We start from the raw sequence: 21,300 nt of genomic DNA, 5'->3' as shown, positions 1-21,300 counted from the left end.
TTAATGAGAAACGAATCCAAAAAAGGCTTGGATTCATTTCTCCACAAGTATATTATTTACAATACAAAAAGGGTGCTTAGTTGTCGATTTTTTTCTGTCCATTTTTAGGGGGCTTGACTACAGGCACCGCCGCCCACCGCGATCGCCCCAATCGCCTTCCAACGAGGAGAATCCTATTTATGAAAAAACGTTACATGTACTTAACGATAATTGCAATCGTAATGGTTTCCGCATTTATTCTAATAAAATATGTATTTCCAGATAATGAATCACCATCCGCATCTAGTGATTTATCAGAACTGGAAGAATCAAAGCCTTTGCCAATTCCTCCTTTATTAGAGGACTTAGATCCGGATCCAAACAAGTCAGAATTTCATTTGACTGCACAACAAGGGACAAGTGAAATTTTAAATGGAGTCGAATCGGAGACATTGGGTTATAACGGAAATATACTTGGTCCAGTTATTCGGGTTCATAAGGGTGAAAAGGTGAAAGTGAAAATGAAAAACAACCTAGATGAAGGGACCACACTCCATTGGCACGGACTTCGTGTAGATGGTGAGAATGATGGTGGACCACATTCAGGTATTATGCCTGGAGAAACGTGGGAACCTGAATTTACAATTGATCAGCCAGCCGCTACACTTTGGTATCACCCGCACATGATGGAAAAGACAGCAAAACAAGTGTATGAAGGACTTGCTGGCTTATTTTACATTGAAGATGAAGTATCCGATAGTCTGGCTATACCCAAAGAATATGGTGTGAATGACTTTCCTTTGATTATCCAGGACCGGAAAATGGATGCCAGCGATAATATGGAATATAGTCCTAACATGAAGGATATGATGATGGGGCTTTACGGAAATGCATTTCTTGTAAATGGAGCCATTGCGCCTTACCTAGAAGTGCCTAAAGGTCTTGTTCGGCTGCGCATTTTAAATGGGTCAAATGGCAGGACATATGATTTTTCTTTAGATAATAGCCAAGCATTTAACCAGATTGCAAGTGATGGTGGATTTTTGGAAAAACCAATAGAAAAGTCTGCGGTTCGGCTTAGTCCAGGGGAACGGGCAGAAATTTTGGTTGATTTCTCCCAGTATGAGACTGGTGAAAAAATATCGCTAATCAATACTGATTCCAATGTTTATGCTGCTTCTGCTTCAAATGATGAGATGGATAAAGAGGAATTAATGGAGTTTGCAGTTACTAATAAAGAATCAGGTGTGAATGAGATTCCGGAACAATTAACTGAAATTGAACCGATTGAACCTAAAAGTGCAGTAAAGACGAGAGAATTTGTTATGATGGGAATGGGAACGACGCTTACCATCAATGATAAACAAATGGATATGACCCGTATCGATGAAGAAGTAGATTTCAATGCTACAGAAATATGGGAAGTATCCAATCAGGGTGCTGGAAAAAATGGCGGCATGGCACATCCATTCCATATACATGGTGTCCAATTTCAGGTGCTCGACCGAGACGGCAACCCGCCGCCTGCAAATGAATCCGGCTGGAAAGATACGGTATTGATTCAGCCAAAAGAAACAGTTCGACTCATTGCTACTTTTAAGAATAAAGGGGTCTTCATGTATCACTGCCATATTCTTGAACATGAGGATGCTGGTATGATGGGGCAGTATGAGGTTAACTAAAGTGACACTGCAATCAGTAGGGGGTTTTTATTCAAACGTTCATTAAAGGAATGCTCTTTCAGTCAAAAAGGATACGTTTAATCTTCCAATATAGGCACGAAACAAAACTAAAAACTAGCTGCTTAGAACCAAAATTAAGCTGAGCAGCTAGTAGATTACGTTTAATATTGTTGTAGCCATTTTTCTTCTTTATCTTTCTACACATCCATTATGTTCCATGTATATATCAGCTTAACGTTCTGGGGTCAGACCCTAGAACCTCATTTTCTCTGAAGCCATACCCTTTCTGGCAAAGTGCGAGTACAGCATAGCCACTCATAATCTCCCGAAAAAAGTCTATTTCCAGAATGAAAGATCCGTCCTTGAAATGCAGTGCCTTTTCCCGAATAATACTAAAGCAGATGATTTCCATTTGACTGATAAAATAGTATATGGAATTCCCATATATAATCACTAACATTTCGGTCCACCAGCTACATAAATAACCTGACCATTTACAAAAGAGGATTTCTCATCAGCAAAGAATGCTGCAGCATTCGCAATGTCTTCTGGTTTTCCGCTCCTGGCCACAGGTATATTACTAATTTTTTCTTTCATAAATTCATCAAAAGGAACTCCTACTCTTTCAGCTGTTGCCTTCGTCATGTCAGTCTCTATAAAACCGGGTGCGATGGAGTTTGCAGTAATACCAAATTTCCCAAGTTCAATTGCAAGCGTTTTAGTGAAACCCTGCAAACCGGCTTTTGCTGCAGCGTAATTTGCTTGTCCACGGTTACCAAGAGCTGATGTAGATGAAATATTTATAATCCGGCCATATTTTTGTTTGACCATATATCTTTGCACAGATCGTGTCATATTAAATGAACCGGTCAGATGGACATCCATTACCTGCTGCCAATCATCATCCGTCATTTTAAATAACAAATTATCACGAATGACACCAGCATTATTTACTAAAATATCAAGGGACCTCCATCGATGAACAATGCTTTCAACGGCACTTTCCACTTCATCATTATTTACAACATTAACTTTCATTGCTAAAATTTCATAACCTTTGTCTTTAAATTCTTTCTCCGTCTTTTTCAGAGTTTTTTCATCGATATCCAAGACCGCAACCTTAGCTCCTTCTTCTCCAAGTACTTTGACAATCGCTTTTCCGATACCACGGCTTCCTCCAGTAACCAACGCAACCCTTCCGGAAAAATTTAACAACCCTCACACCTCCCAAAGTTTCACAATTTAATATCTTCAATGAAAAAAAATGATCTGCCAGGCTTAAAGACAGTAACCTTTAAACCGAAAACATTTTTCAAAATGGCACGCTAAGTTATGTCTGTGTATATCCAAGTTCTTTCCATATATCCTTCACTGTCTTCTCCAGCTTGTTTAGCAAAAACTCCTCCCGCTCCTTCGTATGATCAATAACCGGTATAGACACTCCTAGCGCTGCGACTGAATTCCCCTCATGATCATATATGGGGTAAGAAAGTCCTACCGTGCCCTTAAAATTTTCGGAATAGCTGATGGAATATCCTTTCTTTCTTATTTTTTTTACTTCCTCTTTTACTCTTTCTTTATTATCCAAAGTGTTTTTTGTAAGTTTTTTTAACTCTGTATTTTCGAGATATGCATCCAACTCCTCATCACTTTTGCTTGATAGTAACAGTTTTGGTGCTGATCCCGCATATAGTGGCGCCCTTTTACCTACCTTAACAACCAGACGTACCGGTTTCGAACTGTCAATTGTTTCCACATAAACTGCTTCATCACCTTCCATAATAGATACATGGACAAGCTCGTCTATTTCTTCATTTAATCTTTTAATGTGAGGCAAGGCAATTTCATTATACTTAAGCTGCTCACTGACATGTTTACTATATGTCAGCATCTTAAGCGACATTCTGTATGTTACATCATGGCTGGACTTTCTTTTTTTTACCAGCAGCCCTGCCTCTTCCAGTGAGGCAGCAAGACGGAAGACAGTGGTTTTCGGCATGTTAGCTGTCTCGGCCAATTCATTAATGGTCATCTCTGGTTTTAGGATAAAGCAATCCAGCACCTTTATTGCTTTTACTAAACTTTTACTCAAGGTAAATCACCTCAGTGAAATTGAATATTTTAATATAGTATGTCGCTTAATTTTTGATCAAATGTCTTAAAATTGATTCAGCAGTAAAACATAAATACAAGACAGTATAAAAAGTATCAAAAAGTATTTTCCATTCCAGCTAAATGCTACACGGATCCCATTGTCACGGACGCATTGACTGATTATAATGTTAAGTGCATTTAATGGGCTCAAGGATGCCGAGAACATCCATGAAAATATGCACATGAAAGCAGCTGAAAATAAACTGACCTCTACTTCAGGTACTAATAGTAAAGGGAACACAAGTGGTACAGCAATAATTTGGTGGATTCCGAAATAAGCCATCAATGTAATAAAACTGACAACAAACAGGAAAACCAGCAAAACGGAGCCTTCTGATGCCCATGTGATAGCATTTCTCAAACCGGAAGTTATTGGTGTGTGCAATAAAGCATTTCCAAAAAGACCGGCACTCAGGAAAAGGCAAATTTCCATATTGGAGCTTGTTGTCATCTGTTTCTTATACAGCTTAATTTGATCTTTCATCCACCCCCATTTATTCCTGAGCAATGTCCAGAGAAAAGGAATAATCAGGCAATTTATACTTACCAAAAGAAGAATGGGAAACTTAGTGACATATTCCAACAGGATGAGAAATAGGATTAAAAACAGTATGTATGAAATAAGCAAACCAAAATCCCTTTTTATCTCTGCTCTATCATTGGTCTCTGTCAATGTTAATGCCATTGTCCTGCTTTTTGCCGGTCTCAGCAAAAAAATTGCCGCTAAAAACTGGATGAAAGCAAATGTTACTCCAACCGGCATGTAAGTCATGTAAGGCATTTCCGCTATAGTTATGACAACACCGACAGAAGCAAAAAAGGGGGACCATATGATTGCTTGCGTAAATCCGCCATAATAAGCATGAGATAATAGTTTGGGCTCAATTTTCAGTTTATCTACAAAACCATGTACGATCCTTAATGCTCCCATGTTTAATATCGGTGCAAGCATCATCATAAGAAAACTTACAGCGTAAAATATTTTTCGCTGATCAGATTTATACTCATTCAACTTGGAAATGACCGAATCAAGGATCCCCTCCCCTTTAAGAGGAAGCGAGATAAGCGGTGCAAGTAAAATAATGGTTAGTAATGCCAGGTTTTGAGTAATCCCTTCGAATAAATGCAGCCCTTGATTGCCGTATAAAAAGTGAACGAACATTCCGGCAAGAAACAAAAACCCGGTAAACAGCCTGTTTTTTTTGTTGAGCATCCAGAATGCCATCCCAAACGCTAAAATACATACAATAATAAATACCGCATCTACTGCATCATTCATTATAAGGCTCTGTATAATAAACAGCAGACACATAGCTGTAAATATAATAAAACGAAACATGGTCAACCAGCTTTCCAGAATTCAAATGGTGAATACTGATACTTTGTTCATTTTTCTCAAAACTGGGGACGAAATTTTTTCAAAATCCGAACTCCCAACTTCCAATCCATTAAACAACTATAACTTTTAATTTATGCAATTTCATGAATATTACTTTGCTTGTACATTTGAATCAGGCATTAGCCAAACCGGATATAAAGGTGCCTTTATTATGGCAGCAACAAGTTTAACTTTTTATTCAATGCTCGTTTCCTTCCCTATTATCCACTTTCACAACCCGGAATGTACCCGTGGAGTGAGCAAGCCTGTTCCCTTCTTCATCAAATAAATCTGCCTCTACTAATGCTGTCGAACGATTTTGGTGAATAACATTACCTGCAGAATAAACCGTTCCATCCCTCACAGCTCTTAGAAAATGCACATCCATTTCCAATGTAGTTACTTCATCAAAGCCGAGAGAGCGGGCAGAAAATCCCATCGTGGTGTCCAAAATGGAAGCATAGATCCCACCATGAACAGAATCTTTTACATTAAGGAACGGGGGAATGATTGGAAGCTTTAATTTAACACTTCCTTTTTCGACCCCATCCAGTTCCAGTCCGATAAACTTCCAAAAATTGCTGCCCTCAAAATCTTCCACCATTTTCTCCATTTATCATTCCGTCCTTTCGCTTAAGAAGGATCATTCCATTTGGCAGTCGCCGGTACTTTATTAAAATGCACTTCATATCCGTCGATACCAAAAATATCTGCAATTTCTTTTCCCATCACACCTGACCTGTTGCAGTTACTCTATTCATTTAAAATTTTCTCTTCATTGTAATTATACTTGCCTGTCAATAAGTCTTTTCTGAATAAGCGCTGTAAAAAATAAATTCCTGCTAAAATAATGATCCCGAATAAATCCGTCCAAACACCTGGGACAATCATTAAAAGAGATCCAATTATTAAGATGAGACGTTCATACCAGAAAGCATGACGGAGCAGCCAGCCTTCTGCCGCACTGGCAATCCCCATGATTCCAATAATTGCTGTAATGATAGCAAGTATGATTTCCGGTACACTGCCAATTAATAACAGAGCTTCTCCATATACAAATATATAGGGTACAATAAACGCAGCAATTCCCAGCCGTACAGCTGTCAAACCAGTCTGCATTGGATTTGATCCGGCAATTCCCGATGCTGCAAATGCAGCAAGTGCCACAGGCGGGGTGATTGCTGACATAGCTGCAAAATAAAACACAAACAAATGAGCAGCCATCGGTGCTACTCCCAGCTCAATTAAAGCAGGAATGGTCAATGGAACCTGTACGATATAAGCAGCAACTGTTGGCAGCCCCATGCCAAGAATAATACTCGTTATCATCGTGAATATTAAAGCCACAATAAGAATGCCACCAGACATGCTGATAATCAGGCTGCTGAATTTCAATCCGATCCCGGTAAAACCGATTACGCCAATAATCAATCCTGCTGCAGCACAAGCAATTGCTGTTTCAAGTGAGGCTCTTGCTCCAAGGTCCATTGCCTTAACTATTGTTCTGAAATTAAGCTTTGCGATTCTATTAATTAAAGCTACCAGAATCGTTGCAGCAATCGCGAATAGACCGGCTCTCATCGGAGATGCTCCAGAGACGAGCATAACAATAATTAAAATAAGCGGAGCAAAGAAAATAAACCCTTTCTTAAATACATCCCACGGCCTTGGCAGCTCTTCCTTTTTCAGCCCTACTAACCCAATCCGTCTGGCGCGTAAATCAACTTGGAAAAATAAACTTACATAAAATAACAAAGCAGGGATTATAGCAGCATAAGCAATTTCAATATAAGGCACTCCCAGGTATGTAGCAATGATGAAAGCGGCCGCACCCATAATAGGCGGAGTAATTTGTCCGCCAGAGGAAGCAACTGACTCAACAGCTCCCGCAAAGTGACTTCTATAGCCTGTTTTCTTCATCAGGGGAATGGTAAAGGCTCCGGTAGTAACCGTATTAGCAACCGCACTCCCGGAAATCATCCCCATGATGCCACTCGCGGCAATCGCTGTCTTAGCTGGACCACCCCGGTATTTACCCATACCAGCAACAGCCAAATCTATGAAAAATTTACCTGCACCTGAAACCTCTAAAAATTTACCAAATAAAATAAACAAAAATATAAAGGTGGCAGATACCCCTAATGGAGTGCTGAATACTCCCGAGGTTGTATAATATAAGTGATCAATGATCCACATTATATCAAAACCGCTATGGGAGATCTCCCCAGGCAGTAATTGCCCCCACAATCCATACCCCACAAATATAAGGATGATAAATACGAGCGCGTTCCCAACTACCCTTCTTGTTGCTTCAATTAAGACGAGTGCACCAACAATTCCGATTGCTATCTGTAATCCAGACAGATCCTCAATATAGGTCATTCTAGCAGAGATATCCTGAGCATTAAGGGAAAAATAGGTATACACTCCGGCTGAAACTACAATCATCAACCAGTCATACCATGGAATAGTATCCGACTTGGCAGCTTTCCTTGCTGGCTTATATATGGCAAAGACAAGGATCAGTGCAAAACCTAAATGAGCAGAACGCTGCATTATAGATATAAAAACACCAAACATAGCAGTGTATAAATGAAAAATAGACATTCCGATAGCAACAACGGAAATAATGGCGCTGACTGCGCCCTTTAAAGTGCGCAGCCTATCTGCTATATTGCCATCATCATCATATTGTCCTGCTTTTTCATTATTTTCATTAGTTGGCTTTTCCTGCATGAGTTCACTCTCCTTTCAACCGGGCTAATACCAGGTCTGCTTTAATCCATCGCTCCTGCTTCCTGATAGTATCTTTCTGCACCTGGATGCATTTCACCAACACTATTCTCTACTGAGTATTCTGCATTAAAATCCTTCAGTGTGGCAGAAATAGTGCTCCATGTTTCGTTATTTTCCACTACCATTTTGGTCAAATCATACACAGCCCCTTCAGGCATCGTATCGTTATTAACAAGCAATACAGTGTATGGTGCCACTGTTTCTACAGCTTCATCCTGGTTTGGATACGTCCCTGCCTCAATGGTATATGGCACATATCCAGGGTTATCTTCATACATTTGATTTATAGTATTTTCATCAAGTGAGATCAAACGAATACCAACGGTTGTATCCATTTCCTGCCAAGTTGCTGCAGGAGCAGCCAGGTTTCCGATCCATGCATCAATGTGATTGTCACGAAGCAGGTTGGCAGCATCTTCTGTTCCAGTGTATTCAATGCTATCCAAGTCATCATAGCTCATATCTAAAATTTCCAGTATTCTCAGAAATGAAAGCTCTCCACTATAACCACGGATACCCGGACTTACTCGTTTTCCTGCAAGATCTTCAACTGAATGAATGTCCGAGTCTGCTCTTACGACAATTTGCACCGGATTCGGATATAGCGTTGCAATAGTACTGAAGTTATCAATTGGCTCATCAAATTCACCCTCACCGTTATTTGCTTCAGAAATTGCTTCTCCATTTGTGAAAGCGATATCAAATGTTCCATCACCAAGTCCTAAAAGATTGGCTGTAGAACCACCCTCAACAATGGCTACAGATGAATCAGGAAACACCTCATTCATTTTGTCACTCATTGCACCTCCAAGTGTATACCAGACTCCACCTTGCGTAGCTGCTCCAAACGTGAGTTCAGAAGGCGTCTCTGTTGCTTCTCCTTCTCCATCGCCGGTACCATCCACTTCTTCCTCAGATCCACATGCCGCAATAACTGTCATTATCAACGCTGCCAGTATTAATAGTAAAAACTTTTTCATATTGATCCCTCCTTGAATTTATCAAACTATTTCATTCAGAAATTCTATACATGTTATTTCTTTAATTCTTCCAAACTTAGATCAGACAGTTCCTAGACAAGTTAGGTTCCATTTTCAGAAATCTTATACATTGTGCTCTCAGTAACCAGCATGGCCTCTTTCGAATTCACACTGGTCAGGTAAGTAAATTCTATTAAAATCTTCTGACTGCCAGCTTTTCTCTAATGTCTGAAGGCAATATTATTCTTCGCTTCGACAACTAAACTCTTAACACCTCCCGCTCTTAATATGACTTTTCCCGGGTCATCCCTCGGATAATTCCTGTACAACTAGCTTGACAATTTTTATTCCCTCTTGTTGATGACACTGTATTTACCCACTAACTTTTCATAGTCATTCATAACAAGATAATCAACATAGACATGCGGTATCGTAATCGCGGATACCGTTCAGCAACATCAACAAGTTCATCCGCTTCAGCAATTATTGTCTTCCCAGTTTCGGATATTGCGGCGTTGAAGTTTCCTCTTTTTGGTCGTAAATCAGCCCTTCTTTGTATACGCTTTCAAAGTTTTCGCTAAATTTCCATGACCTTATTCTAAGTATCCCCATTGTTTATATATTCAGAGGAGACCGACTTTTCATTACTTTACTTAATAGTTTCCTTCCTTTGTATTCCATACAGCAGAAATTAACTATGTATCTCCAAGTTGTAAACGCATACAAAGTATTAAAAGCTGCTGATGCATCAATTTCTGACGCATAACTTCTAATAATATGAATGTCAAGGGCGGCAGCAACCTGGAAATCCCGTGACGAATGGAATAAAAATCAAGCTTAAATAGGAACTTTCTTTGAGTGAATTCTAAAATTGCAAGCGTTAATACAAGATGTTATTCCGTTTTGCGGAATAGTTATTCTGATTTATGTTAGATCATATTATAATCTTTAAATTGTAAAAAGTCAATATATTGACAAATTTAAATTGAAATTAAATTGAGGTGCCTGTCACTTCCCGAATTAAATTGAGGTGCCTGTCACTTCCCGAATTTAGTCATATTTTGTCGATAGAATAGGAGTAATAATTCAGGAAGTAATAGGCACCTCCTCAACAAACTCCCAATACTTCCTCCGTTTCTCTAACTCACTTCCTGAAAAACAATCTAAAATAACCTCCATATTTAACACAGGGCCACTAAAATATATTAAAAAACTTAACCTGATGGGATCTGACTCCCAACAAGTTAAGTTTCGACATAAACCAGTAAGATACTTAGCCCACAACTAAAAATTACTGCCATCACACTAACATTTAACAGGTTCTTATCTAAACACATAGTTACAGTCCCCATGCTATCTTCTTAAGCCTTATCAATATCCTCCATCGGTATTTGGTAATCTGGGTTACTTGCTTCATATCCCTCATATGAATCTATGTGACTATTTCCATCACCATCAGCCAGTAACCTTCAATCCATTGACCGTCACGATAATGTCCTTCAACATAGTGAGGTTCGACATGATGGCTATTTAGATTTTCTATCGTAGCATACTCTTTTGTTGTCAGTTCGCTATTTACGTTCCCTTCATTTCCATTCACATCTACCACATTTGCTACATCTGAGACTTACACCCAATGCACCTATAGCAACATTCTTTCCAAGTTCCCTAGCTCCTCGTTTCCAACGTTTTGGATCATCATCAAGTAATCCGGTGCCAACATCGCTTGCGCTTTTCGCTACACTTTTTACAGTTCCATACACGGCTTTTCCCGTATTGGATACACCAGTACCAATATTGCCGAAGCCCTCGTCTACCTTATTATTGTCTTTTGCTATAACTCCTTCTCCAATAGTAAATAATCACCATAAAACAAACACATTAATACAATCTCCATACTACCCTACATAAATATTCTATAATTTCCCTTTCAGCGGATGAAAAATAAGATAATATTTTCTCTGCTGAGATACGGACATTTCAATATTTATTACACTTGACCGGAAGTTGATTCAGCGATACGTATCAACCCACATCTACAACTATTAGTTTGATAGGCTTTTCTGCTGTAACCCTTTCGGACAGACACCCTTTTAATTGTAAGAATCATATAAAACTATTATATAATTACTTTTTATCAGTTTCGCATTGATTACAGCTAATTCAACGATAGATTCATATCCCTTTACATCCAGATCATCAATTGCATATGAAAAATATTGTTCAGGCAATAATCTCCGCATGGAATAATTCCTAAACATATTATTCTCTTTCAATTTGGATAAGATTCCAACTAGAATACCTGTTAAACATCGATAACCTTTACCGCGTAAATTAACTGGCAGATCATTTAGTATATCTTTGACAAAGCTATATAACCAAATTGCCGCTGACAATTCTGGGTCATCTTTGGCCTCAACTAGATATTTAGCGGTTTGCAAGGTTCCTTTATTCAGGCTTTTCCCATAATAAATAAAATGAAAAGAATCATTTGTGACATGATGAATGCGTCCATCATATTCGTTTTTACGTAACCAATCATAGCCATAAATCCGATAATCTGTATTCGCATATCGAAACTTGATATGTTTGAAACTAACTGGCTCAATTAATTCCGGCTCAATTTGATCTGATAGTAGTTTCCAAAAGATATAGATATCTTTCCATTCCACTTCTTCAAACACCATTTCCACTCCCCAATTTATATATCATCTCATTCACACCACATTGTATGAAAAAAATTACCGTGTTTTTTCTATTACATGCTTTGCTATATTAAAATTGCATAATTGGTGAACTGGGGTTAGCTTACTCATGCAATCAGAAAACAAATTAGGATTAGCGATACAGCATCTTTCGCAGTCGGGGACTCTTACCACCCTCTTTGGACGTTTAACTGTGGGGTTCGGATATTCTCTCATTACTTTAAATTCGCATACGTGATCATAATCAATATGGTGAGCAACAAATTTATTGTCAATATTCCAGCCACACCATGCACATTTATGATTTTCTCTATTCAGCAAGAAATTTTTTACAAAAGGATTTTTTTGAATTTTTCTAGCAAACATTTTCCATTCTTCTTTACCATGATGCTTTTCTTTCATAGCCATACTTCGGTTTATAGGTATAATCTTAGAATTCATATTAATCACCATCCTATTAGTTACTTTTTTTTGAGTGCCTGTTTTTTTTGAGGTGCCTGTCACTTCCCGAATTTAGTCATATTTTGTCGATAGAATAGGGGAAATAAGTCAGGAAGTAACAAACTCCCAATACTTCCTCCGTTTCTCTGACTCACTTCCTGAAAAACAATCTAAAATAACCTCCATATTTAACACAGGGCCACTGGTCGTATGAAGATAATACCGATAACTGCTCCACCGATAATTCTCAGCCTTCCCCACCATCCCGGCCTCTATAGGATTTAAGTGAATATATCGGCTAACTTCCAGCATTCCATGCCCGGAGCCGATAATTTTATCAAAAAATCGTTTCTCAAAAACATGACCAGTGAGTCTGTTCTTCGTATTATAATAATCTGCATAGCGTTTGTTGATCAATGACATGATTTTAGAAATGGGTTGTTCTTTAGAGCACATTAGCAAGTGAAAATGGTTCGTCATTAAGCAGTAAGAAGCGAGTTCAAACGGGGTTTTCTTGTGGACCTGCTGGAGTATGTGAAGAAATGTTTTAAAATCACCATCATCGTTGAAAAGAGCATCACGGCGATTGCCGCGGCAGACAATATGGTAAAAGGAACCCGGCACCCAGATTCGTTTTTTTCTAGCCATGAATTAATTCACCATTCCTTTGCTATCCCTGCTAACTTGCAAACATTGCATTGTAACAGCCTCCTAAATAACTTCTTTTGGGATATCATCGTCTGCGCTAAAATCAGAAATTTTCTCTGCTTGGGGTGCAGTTGTACACCCTGTAAAACACGGTAATGCTCGATCTGATTGCTCATGTTCTCACACCTTTCTTTTATATATAAGATAAGGTAGTTTAATCACAATATCAAAAGCGTAAAAATATATTTTAACCGGGTGATTGATTATGAATTTTACTTTTTTGCTAAGGTGAATTTCAATATTAAATGAATATTTGAAGGTTAAATTTCAATTTTTCACTGTTTTGTCTGCATTTTTTAACAAAAAAAAACTACAAGTTTGACTGCATTAACATGCTTATCAAAACTAGTAGCCTTTTATAACTGTATCCAATTCGACAAGAAGCGGGGAGTGACAGGCACTCTTTCCGGCACTCTTTCCACTATATCCAATTCGACTAAATTCGGGGAGTGACAGTGCACCCAACTAAAAGCGGCCCCTCACCAAGCTCCATGATAAGTTATTGTTTTAGCAGCATTATCAGTGGCAATCTTTAAGCACTCTTCTGGCGGATAATTTTTAAATATCCCATATAAAAAACCTGCTATAAAAGAATCACCAGCACCCATCGTGTCTTTTACATTGACGTCCTTGGTTTTTATTTCATAAAAATTACTGCCATCATATGCTAAACTACCATTTTCACCTAGCGTTGCTATAGGGACTTTACTACCTCGATTTTTAATTTCGATTAGTAATTCACGTATGAATGCATCATCTTCAGAATATGAAAGAAATGGATAATCCACATAGCTGGCTAGTTTATTTATCAAAGGGCTTTCAACCTCATTAGAGAAGTCAAACGAGGTAATTAGTCCACTTTTTTGAAATTCTTTGAAGTAATCTTCGCAATGTCCTGAAATAGCTGAATGTACTATTTTGTGTTTTTTTACAAATTGGATATCCTTTTTGCTTAGTATAAAATCACGTAAAACTCCTTCATCGTAACCAGTAAATTTTCGTTCACCACCGTTAAGCACAACAGTAGTAACTGCAGTTTTACCTTCTTTAATTAGTACATGCGAAACATCCACGCCTTGATTGTTAACTGATTCAATCATCCTTTTTCCATTACCATCTGAACCAACTACACCTATATATGATGCATTAACTTCATATCTCTTTAAATAAACAGCTACATTTACAGCATTTCCACCAGGGAAACTTTTCCTTTCGTATGAATAATCATCTATACAATTATCCCCCACTGTAACTATATCCATGAATTTCACTCCTTCTTTCGCGGCTTTTTGCATTATCCTTCAACTGATAATAATGCGTTAAAAACATAGAGATAAACGAATCTCCAGCCCCTAATCCTAATGTATCAATTGCTTCCGTTTCAACACTAGATTGTTCATATATAGTTTTGGAGTCGGAAAAAATCAATTCTTCCGCCCCTCTTGTCACAACCACCTGATCAACACCTTATTCTTTAGCTAAATCAATCAATTCCAGACATTCTCTTCGATTTAAATAATTTCCAGAAAAAAAGCAAACTTAAGATATAGACAAATAGATTTTAAATAACTTTCTTTTTCTGTTTGCAGAGCACACTTACGTTTAATGCATTACCACCCGGGTATATCGTTTTTTTATCCAAATATGAATCCACCACATTATCTCCAACTGCTATTAGTTTCAAAAAATCACCTTCCTCGATTAAAACAGAGCTAATTACTCAATATACTGTTTCTGCTTTTACCCTTTTACGCCACCTTCTGCTAAGCCAGAAATAAAATACTTTTGCGTTAGCAAAAATAGTATGACAATTGGTAATGCTGATATGGTTAAACCTGCTAGCATAACACCCCAGTTAGTGCTGACAGCTCCCCTGAATGCAAGTAATCCCGTTGGAATAGTTTTTAGAGAATCATCATCAAGAAATACAAGAGAGAACATAAATTCATTCCAGGCAAAGAAAGATATTAACACCGTTGCAGTTAAAACAATTGGAGTACTTAATGGCAAAATGATTCTAAATAGAACTCCCATGCTTGTGCAACCGTCTAAAAAAGCAGATTCTTCGAGTTCTTTATCTATTCCTAAAAAATGTGCCCGGAACAGAAGAACCGTAAGCGGGATCTGAAAAGCAACATATGGAAGAATGAGGGCCCAATATGTGTTATATATTCCTAGATCCTGAGTTAACTGATATAATGGCACTAAGCTGACTTGTGGTGAGAACATTAATCCAGCTGAAATTAACAGGAAGAAAAACATTTTTCCTTTAAATTCAAATCTGGATAATGCATAGGCAGCAAATGCGCTGATTAAAACAGTAATAAAGCATGTTAAGGTTGTTACTAAGACACTATTAAGAAAATAGCTTGAAATACCTAGGTCCCATGCGGTCGCGTAATTTCCAATTTTCCACTCCTGTGGCAGTCCCCAAGTGTCTCCAAAGATAGTCGCTGTGTCCTTAAATGAACTTATTACCATCCATATTAGCGGGTATGCTATCACTACAAAGTAGATTAGTAAGAATCCAAATACCAATCCAATTTGTAATCTTGAAAAAACACGCTGAGTTTTTATATTCCGTGTTCTTTCTTTCATCATTTTCATTCCTTTCCTGTTTTAAATACTTTCATTTGTATAAGAGCTAAAAACAGCGTTAAAACAAAAATTACGTTTGCAATAGTGGAGGCATACCCCATATTGCCATGTATAAAAGCTTCATTATATAAATGCATTCCTAACACTGCAGAAGCATTCCCAGGTCCACCACTTGTTAAAATGAAAATTTCATTAAAGACTAAAAATGCACCAGATAATGTAATAACTAAACAAACTATCATCGTTTCTTTTACTGCAGGAACAGTAATCCTTAAAAACATTTGAATCTTAGAGGCTCCATCAAGTGATGCAGCTTCATATAAAGTTGGTGGGATTCTTTGTATTGCTACTAAAAAGAGCATCATAATATAACCTATATTTTGCCATTGTGAAACCCCTATTACAGCATAGATTGCAGTAGTGCTATTTCCAAGCCAACCAATTGCAAACTCTTCTAACCCAATTGAAGTAAGCAGTTGATTAAGCATCCCTTGTGGTTCATAAATGAAAGTAAATAAGAGTCCAATTATTGTAGTAGATATTAAAACCGGGATAAAGTAAACGGTTCTAAATATCTTCGAAAATCTACTGAAAATTTTATCTTCTAGGATAGCTGCAACAATCAGCCCACCCCCCACTTGAAAGACCACAGAAAAGATGGCATACAAAATATTATTCTTTAATGCTGTGAAAAACACCGGATCCTGAAATAAATGCTGGTAATTCTGAAAACCAATGAACTCTCTAGCAATTGAAAATATATTCCAATCAAAAAGACTATATTCAATATTTCTTATGAGAGGGTAGTAAACAAATAAAATTATTATGATTAGACTTGGCAACAGAAAAAGATATGGAGTGATTTTTTTCTTTCTCATAAGGTAGGACCTCCATTTTAAATATGTAAAATAATATAAAGAATAACTTGTAAAATTTATACAATTAAATGTTTACCTATTGTTCAAAAAATTTATTCATAGTTTGGTTTTTAATACGCTTTGTGCATTTAAAAGCGTTTACATATTTGTTTATTATGAGTTGAGTTTCGTTTAATTTTTTGATCGCTTGAATATATTTTTAATTGTTCAACCGGTAAAACCGGTTATACCAAAAATATTGCTCTTAGCATAAAATATTTTCTCACTATTGTCAATAATCAATGTCAATATTTTTCTAATTATTAAATAAATATTTAATATAATTGTAGAAAAAGAAATTTTAATAGATTAAAGTCTCATCCAACTTATTTTTAAAAAAACCTTTCCTGTTAATTAGTAAACAAAACTAACTGTAATATTTAGTTTGGAAGGTCCTTTTTCAGTCAAGATATTGATCCTAACTCAAACAAACTAAATTCATAAATGCTTCAAAATGCCTTTTGAAATATTGTCAAAATATATTAGTTAATAAACACTACATTGGAAACCAATCCTTTAAGTAATCAATAATATACAGAAGAGGAAACTATGGTTTCCTCTTCTCATTTTTAGTATTTTACAATTCCCATATAACGCCTTGTATGCAATGGATGGTTGCGCTCAATACTCAATTTCTCGGCATAGTATCTGACAACATGGTTTAATACCAATGGTGTGATATATCCTTTCACCTCTTCATTAATACCTGCCAGGTCGTATTCTTTAGCATCAAGGACAGTTATTTTTCTGCCGTACTGCTTTGTGAAAGCTAACGCTCTTTCTTCTAATGGCCGAGTTTCATCTAATCCCAATAAAATAACGAATGGAACGCTTTCATCCAGGATTTCAAATGGCCCATGGAAGTATTCTCCTGCATGAATGGCATTAGAATGGATCCACTGTTGCTCCATTAATGAACATATTGCGAATGAATATGCAGCTCCATAGTTAGAACCACTAGCCATCGAGTAAATGACTTTTTCGTCTTTATGCAGTTCAGCAAATAACTTAGCTTTTGGCTCACTATACTTTAATGCTTTGTCATATACAGATTGTAATTGTTCAAGACTCTTTATAATCGCTTCGAACTTATCGTTATTCTCCACAGCCTTAAGAATCGCAAAAGTGATTTGATATAAAATCGAATGACTTGAGGTGAAGCCTGCTTCCTTTCCAAATTCATATTTTAATGCAATTTCTGCAGTTTCCGCTAATGGGGATTCAATAATATTAGTTAAGGAAATTGTCAGTGCACCTTTTGCTTGTGCCAGTTTCGCAGCCTCCACTGTTTCTGGTGTTTTACCAGAATGAGAACAGAGAATAACTATAGAATCATTACCTAACTTTGAATGGTTACGGTGCAGAAATTCATTAGAACTATAGATATGTGCATCAATAATTTTTGCTTCTCGGTCTACCACATACTTACTCATATACATCAATGCAAATGAACCTCCGCAGGAAACAAAAAATACGTTTTTAACAGTTCTTTTTTCTATAACTGTCAAAGCCTCTTTGACTTGTTCCTTTAAGTTCATAATAACTTCTGTAGACATCAAAATCTTCCACCTTTATTATATTTTTTCATAATTTTATTCCGCTTCACTTTGTGCTTCTTTAGCAGCCTGCTGAACATCTTCCATTACTTGTTCAGATGTTTTTTGTCCATTTAACATCTCTTGTGCGCCATTTAAATACACCTCTACTATTCTGGCATTCAGTACTGTGTCTAACCATACATTCATTTCACTAGCTTCATTGATAGTTTCCACAAGGGCAATCATATCTTCATCTGCAGAATCTTTATTTACCGCACCAACTGAGGAACTGATCATCCCTGTTTCTTTAACCATCTCTTCTGCTTTTTCTTTTGAAGTGATAAATTCCAGGAATTCGACCGCTAACTCTGGATGTTCCGTTTTAGATGAAACCATAAACCCTTGTGGAGAACCCGTTAATGCATTTGGATCACCTTTCCCGCCTTCAATTTTCGGAAAGTTAAACCAGCCTAACTCAAATTCCCCAGGTTTTATATATTGAAGCTGATTAAACTGATTATAGTAGATTGCTGCATTTCCATTAACAAAAGCATTAATTGCGGAATCATCTGTCACCGCATTTGGTTGTTCTGTAAAATAAGGTTCTAACTCCAAGATTTTATCTAATGCCTTTACATATCCCGGATCTGTGAATTCGCCAGTTGATACATCATAATCCTTTTTCATAACATCCGGATCTAGGACTCTTTGATTTAATGTAGTTAGATAATGGCCTACTGCCCAGTTATCCTGGTTACCAAAGGAAAGTGGTGTATAACCTTCGTCTTTTATTACACCCATTATTTCAATGAACTCATTCCAAGTTTTTGGCTCTTCTATACCAAGTTCATCAAAAATATCTTTATTGTAAAAGAAGGCCTTTCCATCCATAATTATAGGAATTCCATACACTTTATCTTCATACGTATATGGACCCAATTGAGACGGAATAATCTGTTCAGCTAACTTGGTCCCTTCTTTTGTATACTCTGTTAAATCTAAAGCTAGTCCTCCGCGAGCAAATTTGTTCGTATATTCACCACTCCAAGAAAAGAATATATCTGGAGGATTATCGTTACCTAACAATACATTTATTTTCTGTTTATAATCCTCATTTATAGCACTAGAAACTTTTATTTTTACATCGGGATTTTGCTTTTCAAAATCCTTTGCAACCTTATCAAAATATTCTTTGTTTGGCCCATCCGTAAATCGGTGGAAGAAAGACAACTCGGTTTGGTCTGTTTTCCCCTCTGAATTGGAGGAACATCCTATTAAAGAAACTATTAAAAAAAACAGAATACCAACCAATTTGAATTTTTTCATGTGAATCCTCCCTTTTTTTTTGTGATATATTAAAACCCTTTTACTTAACAATAATTAATACTTTTTGTTTGAGTATCAAAGAAAACAAATGGGAACACTTCTATCTAACTTACGGAAAACCCATAACCAAAAGTTCCATTATTTGCACACGTCTTAGTTGCTGCTTCAGTCGCCATTTTCATTGCAAGCTTAAGGTCCCGTGTTTTATAAAACTGTACTAAAAGCATAGAGATAAAAGAATCTCCAGCCCCCAACGTATCAACGACCTCGCCTTTTGTTACAGGCTGTTTGTAGATTTTATAGGAATCTGATAAAATAGCTGCATGCTCCCCTCTAGTTACAACAACATATTTTGTTTTTAATTTATGAACATACTCTATTAGATTTTCACAAGCTGCCAGTGATAGATCACTTCCAGAAAAAAAGGCAAAGTCTATATAAGGACAAATTGACCTTAAATACTCTTTCTTCCTATAAGTAGAAAAATCAAATGATATGGAAATGTCATTAGACAATTCAGGTATTTCATTGTCCAGATAGCTATAAACACTAGTATGGAGATGTGAATGTGATAGAATATATTTCAAGTCTTCGGATGTGAACTGCATTTTCACTAGTTCTTGGACCCCTTTTTTCCACTCTACAAACTCTCTATCACCGCCCTCATCTAATTTAATCTTCACCTTTCCGGTCGCTCCTTCTACTTTTCTAATTCTTGACGTATCAACACCTTCCTTCTCTAGCGCTTTCTCAATATGACTACCCTCGTGATCATTTCCAAGTATCCCGACATAAGAGCTTTTTTTTGCCCCATATCTTTTTGATAATACAGCAACGTTTAATGCGTTCCCTCCCGGATACATTATTTTTCTATCTTGATAATAATCCATTACACTATTGCCTATAGAAATTACCTTCATGGAATTCACCCCCCATGCCCAGATTAATAACCTTGGTTTTTATTTACGATGTTTATCATTTTATCCGGCTGCACATGATATTTTTGCAAATTATTAATTAAAATATCATATGCGCGTTTCTTGTATGTTGGATGCCGATCTCCAGCAATATGAGGTGTAATATATATATTTTCTGTTTCCCATAATTCATTTTCACCAGACAGTGGCTCTTCTTCAAAGACATCTAGTACAGCTCCAGCAATTTGTTTATTTTCAATTACCTTAATTAATGCCTGCCGGTCAATGATTTCACCTCTGCTAACATTGATAACATAGGATGTTTTTTTCATTCTCTCTAAATCTTCCAATCCGATAAATTCTTTTGTTTGGGGAGTTAAAGGCAACAAACTGATCAGGAAATCAGATTCCTCAAAAATTCGCAGTTTATCGTCAATTGGAATTATCTCATCAACATTATCAGGATTTTCAATAGGCGTTCTTTTAAATGCAAGTACTTTCATATCAAAAGCTTTTGCACGTTTAGCCAATTCTTTTCCAACTGCCCCATACCCAAGAATGCCAATAGTTTTTCCGGCTAATTCATCTATCTTTGTATTTAAATCCCATTCTTTCCTTTTTTGAGCATCATAGAAAACAAAACTGTTTCGAACAAGACTGAGCATCATACTGATTGAGTATTCTGCAATAGTAATCGAGTTTATCCCCTTAGAATTTGTTAATAAAATATCTCTTTCAATTAAAGATTTAAAAGGTAAACTATTTAGTCCTGATTGCATGACATGTATCCATTTCAAATTTTTCATCTCAGTAATTTTCTCTGAAGTAACACCTTCTCCATATGTGACAAGTACTTCCACTTCTGCTAGTTCATTCTTATCTACTTCTCCTAATTTCCTAAAATATTGGTAATCAGAAAATAGACTTTTCATTTCCGAAAAAAGTTCCTCTCCTAATCGGACATTGGAAATTATTTTCATGTTTATATCCCCTTATAGATTATGATAGCGCTTTAATTTTTTTATTCTAAAAATGAATTTCGATATAAAGACAATTAAGAGAAAAATATCCCATAAGAACTGAAAATTGCCTTTAGAAATCAACAAGGAAGTTATTTCCTTATTATATTGAATTGATCCAGTTCTTATGGAACTCTTAGGTAGTTTCAAATAGCTTTAAAG

The 21,300-nt window shown here is 36.7% G+C and carries 20 protein-coding genes and 1 pseudogene; 1 reads left to right on the top strand and 20 read right to left on the bottom strand.

Going from position 1 to position 21,300, the window contains the following annotated elements; all coding sequences use genetic code 11:
* Positions 1-179: 179 nt before the first annotated feature.
* The gene (locus CIL03_RS18170; RefSeq protein WP_094887300.1) at positions 180-1,661 is read left to right on the top strand and encodes a multicopper oxidase family protein; all 1,482 of its coding nucleotides are present in this window, start codon (positions 180-182) and stop codon (positions 1,659-1,661) included.
* A gap of 226 nt (positions 1,662-1,887) precedes the next feature.
* On the opposite strand, the gene CIL03_RS18165 is transcribed toward CIL03_RS18170, so the two are convergent.
* The 20 genes and pseudogenes from CIL03_RS18165 to CIL03_RS18080 all read right to left on the bottom strand — a co-directional run bounded on the left by CIL03_RS18165 (position 1,888) and on the right by CIL03_RS18080 (position 21,099).
* Positions 1,888-2,121 carry a hypothetical protein gene (locus tag CIL03_RS18165; RefSeq protein WP_094887299.1) on the bottom strand — a complete coding sequence of 78 codons (234 nt, stop codon included), beginning with the start codon at positions 2,119-2,121 and terminating at the stop codon, positions 1,888-1,890.
* A complete protein-coding gene (locus CIL03_RS18160; protein ID WP_094887298.1) occupies positions 2,115-2,876 on the bottom strand; it encodes a beta-ketoacyl-ACP reductase in 762 nt (253 codons plus the stop codon). Before CIL03_RS18160 ends, CIL03_RS18165 begins: the two co-directional genes overlap by 7 nt.
* 115 nt (positions 2,877-2,991) lie before the next feature.
* A complete protein-coding gene (locus CIL03_RS18155; protein ID WP_094887297.1) occupies positions 2,992-3,753 on the bottom strand; it encodes an IclR family transcriptional regulator in 762 nt (253 codons plus the stop codon).
* 66 nt (positions 3,754-3,819) lie between these two features.
* A complete protein-coding gene (locus CIL03_RS18150; protein ID WP_094887296.1) occupies positions 3,820-5,154 on the bottom strand; it encodes a hypothetical protein in 1,335 nt (444 codons plus the stop codon).
* 238 nt (positions 5,155-5,392) lie between these two features.
* The gene (locus CIL03_RS18145) at positions 5,393-5,806 is read right to left on the bottom strand and encodes a PaaI family thioesterase (protein WP_094887295.1); all 414 of its coding nucleotides are present in this window, start codon (positions 5,804-5,806) and stop codon (positions 5,393-5,395) included.
* Between the two features lie 140 nt (positions 5,807-5,946).
* Entirely contained in the window at positions 5,947-7,929 is a 1,983-nt protein-coding gene (locus CIL03_RS18140) for a TRAP transporter permease (protein ID WP_094887294.1), read from the bottom strand.
* Between the two features lie 41 nt (positions 7,930-7,970).
* Positions 7,971-8,969, bottom strand: coding sequence for a TAXI family TRAP transporter solute-binding subunit (locus CIL03_RS18135; RefSeq protein WP_094887293.1), 999 nt, complete (start codon positions 8,967-8,969; stop codon positions 7,971-7,973).
* A gap of 1,432 nt (positions 8,970-10,401) precedes the next feature.
* Positions 10,402-10,578 (bottom strand): hypothetical protein, encoded by a 177-nt coding sequence (locus tag CIL03_RS19945; RefSeq protein WP_165768003.1) that lies wholly within the window; start codon positions 10,576-10,578, stop codon positions 10,402-10,404.
* Positions 10,579-11,062: 484 nt separating this feature from the next.
* A complete protein-coding gene (locus CIL03_RS18130) occupies positions 11,063-11,653 on the bottom strand; it encodes a hypothetical protein (RefSeq protein ID WP_165768002.1) in 591 nt (196 codons plus the stop codon).
* Positions 11,654-11,710: 57 nt separating this feature from the next.
* On the bottom strand, positions 11,711-12,115 hold the full coding sequence (locus tag CIL03_RS18125; RefSeq protein ID WP_094887291.1) for a hypothetical protein: 405 nt from the start codon (positions 12,113-12,115) through the stop codon (positions 11,711-11,713).
* A 108-nt stretch (positions 12,116-12,223) separates the two neighbouring features.
* Complete coding sequence (locus CIL03_RS18120) at positions 12,224-12,763, bottom strand: REP-associated tyrosine transposase (RefSeq protein ID WP_094887290.1); 540 nt, start codon at positions 12,761-12,763, stop codon at positions 12,224-12,226.
* Between the two features lie 539 nt (positions 12,764-13,302).
* On the bottom strand, positions 13,303-14,085 hold the full coding sequence (gene frlD, locus CIL03_RS18115; protein WP_094887289.1) for a fructoselysine 6-kinase: 783 nt from the start codon (positions 14,083-14,085) through the stop codon (positions 13,303-13,305).
* Positions 14,060-14,278 carry a hypothetical protein gene (locus CIL03_RS18110; RefSeq protein WP_094887288.1) on the bottom strand — a complete coding sequence of 73 codons (219 nt, stop codon included), beginning with the start codon at positions 14,276-14,278 and terminating at the stop codon, positions 14,060-14,062. The genes frlD and CIL03_RS18110 overlap by 26 nt, the downstream gene beginning before the upstream one ends.
* 124 nt (positions 14,279-14,402) lie before the next feature.
* A pseudogene (locus CIL03_RS20305) lies at positions 14,403-14,507 on the bottom strand (fructoselysine 6-kinase); the annotation flags it as partial.
* A 56-nt stretch (positions 14,508-14,563) separates the two neighbouring features.
* Positions 14,564-15,424 (bottom strand): carbohydrate ABC transporter permease, encoded by an 861-nt coding sequence (locus CIL03_RS18105; RefSeq protein ID WP_094887287.1) that lies wholly within the window; start codon positions 15,422-15,424, stop codon positions 14,564-14,566.
* Positions 15,425-15,426: 2 nt separating this feature from the next.
* Positions 15,427-16,299 (bottom strand): carbohydrate ABC transporter permease, encoded by an 873-nt coding sequence (locus tag CIL03_RS18100; protein ID WP_094887286.1) that lies wholly within the window; start codon positions 16,297-16,299, stop codon positions 15,427-15,429.
* A 608-nt stretch (positions 16,300-16,907) separates the two neighbouring features.
* Positions 16,908-17,894, bottom strand: a complete 987-nt coding sequence (locus CIL03_RS18095; RefSeq protein WP_094887285.1) for an SIS domain-containing protein — start codon at positions 17,892-17,894, stop codon at positions 16,908-16,910.
* A gap of 36 nt (positions 17,895-17,930) precedes the next feature.
* A complete protein-coding gene (locus tag CIL03_RS18090) occupies positions 17,931-19,202 on the bottom strand; it encodes an ABC transporter substrate-binding protein (RefSeq protein WP_094887284.1) in 1,272 nt (423 codons plus the stop codon).
* A gap of 104 nt (positions 19,203-19,306) precedes the next feature.
* Complete coding sequence (locus CIL03_RS18085; protein WP_094887283.1) at positions 19,307-20,122, bottom strand: PfkB family carbohydrate kinase; 816 nt, start codon at positions 20,120-20,122, stop codon at positions 19,307-19,309.
* A gap of 23 nt (positions 20,123-20,145) precedes the next feature.
* Positions 20,146-21,099 (bottom strand): D-2-hydroxyacid dehydrogenase, encoded by a 954-nt coding sequence (locus CIL03_RS18080; protein ID WP_094887282.1) that lies wholly within the window; start codon positions 21,097-21,099, stop codon positions 20,146-20,148.
* Between the last annotated feature and the right edge of the window lie 201 nt (positions 21,100-21,300).

The organism is Virgibacillus indicus, assembly GCF_002266285.1.
Taxonomy (GTDB): domain Bacteria; phylum Bacillota; class Bacilli; order Bacillales; family Amphibacillaceae; genus Virgibacillus_K; species Virgibacillus_K indicus.
The sequence above is the reverse complement of the archived record's forward strand: the minus strand, read 5'-3'. Positions and strand labels throughout refer to the sequence as shown.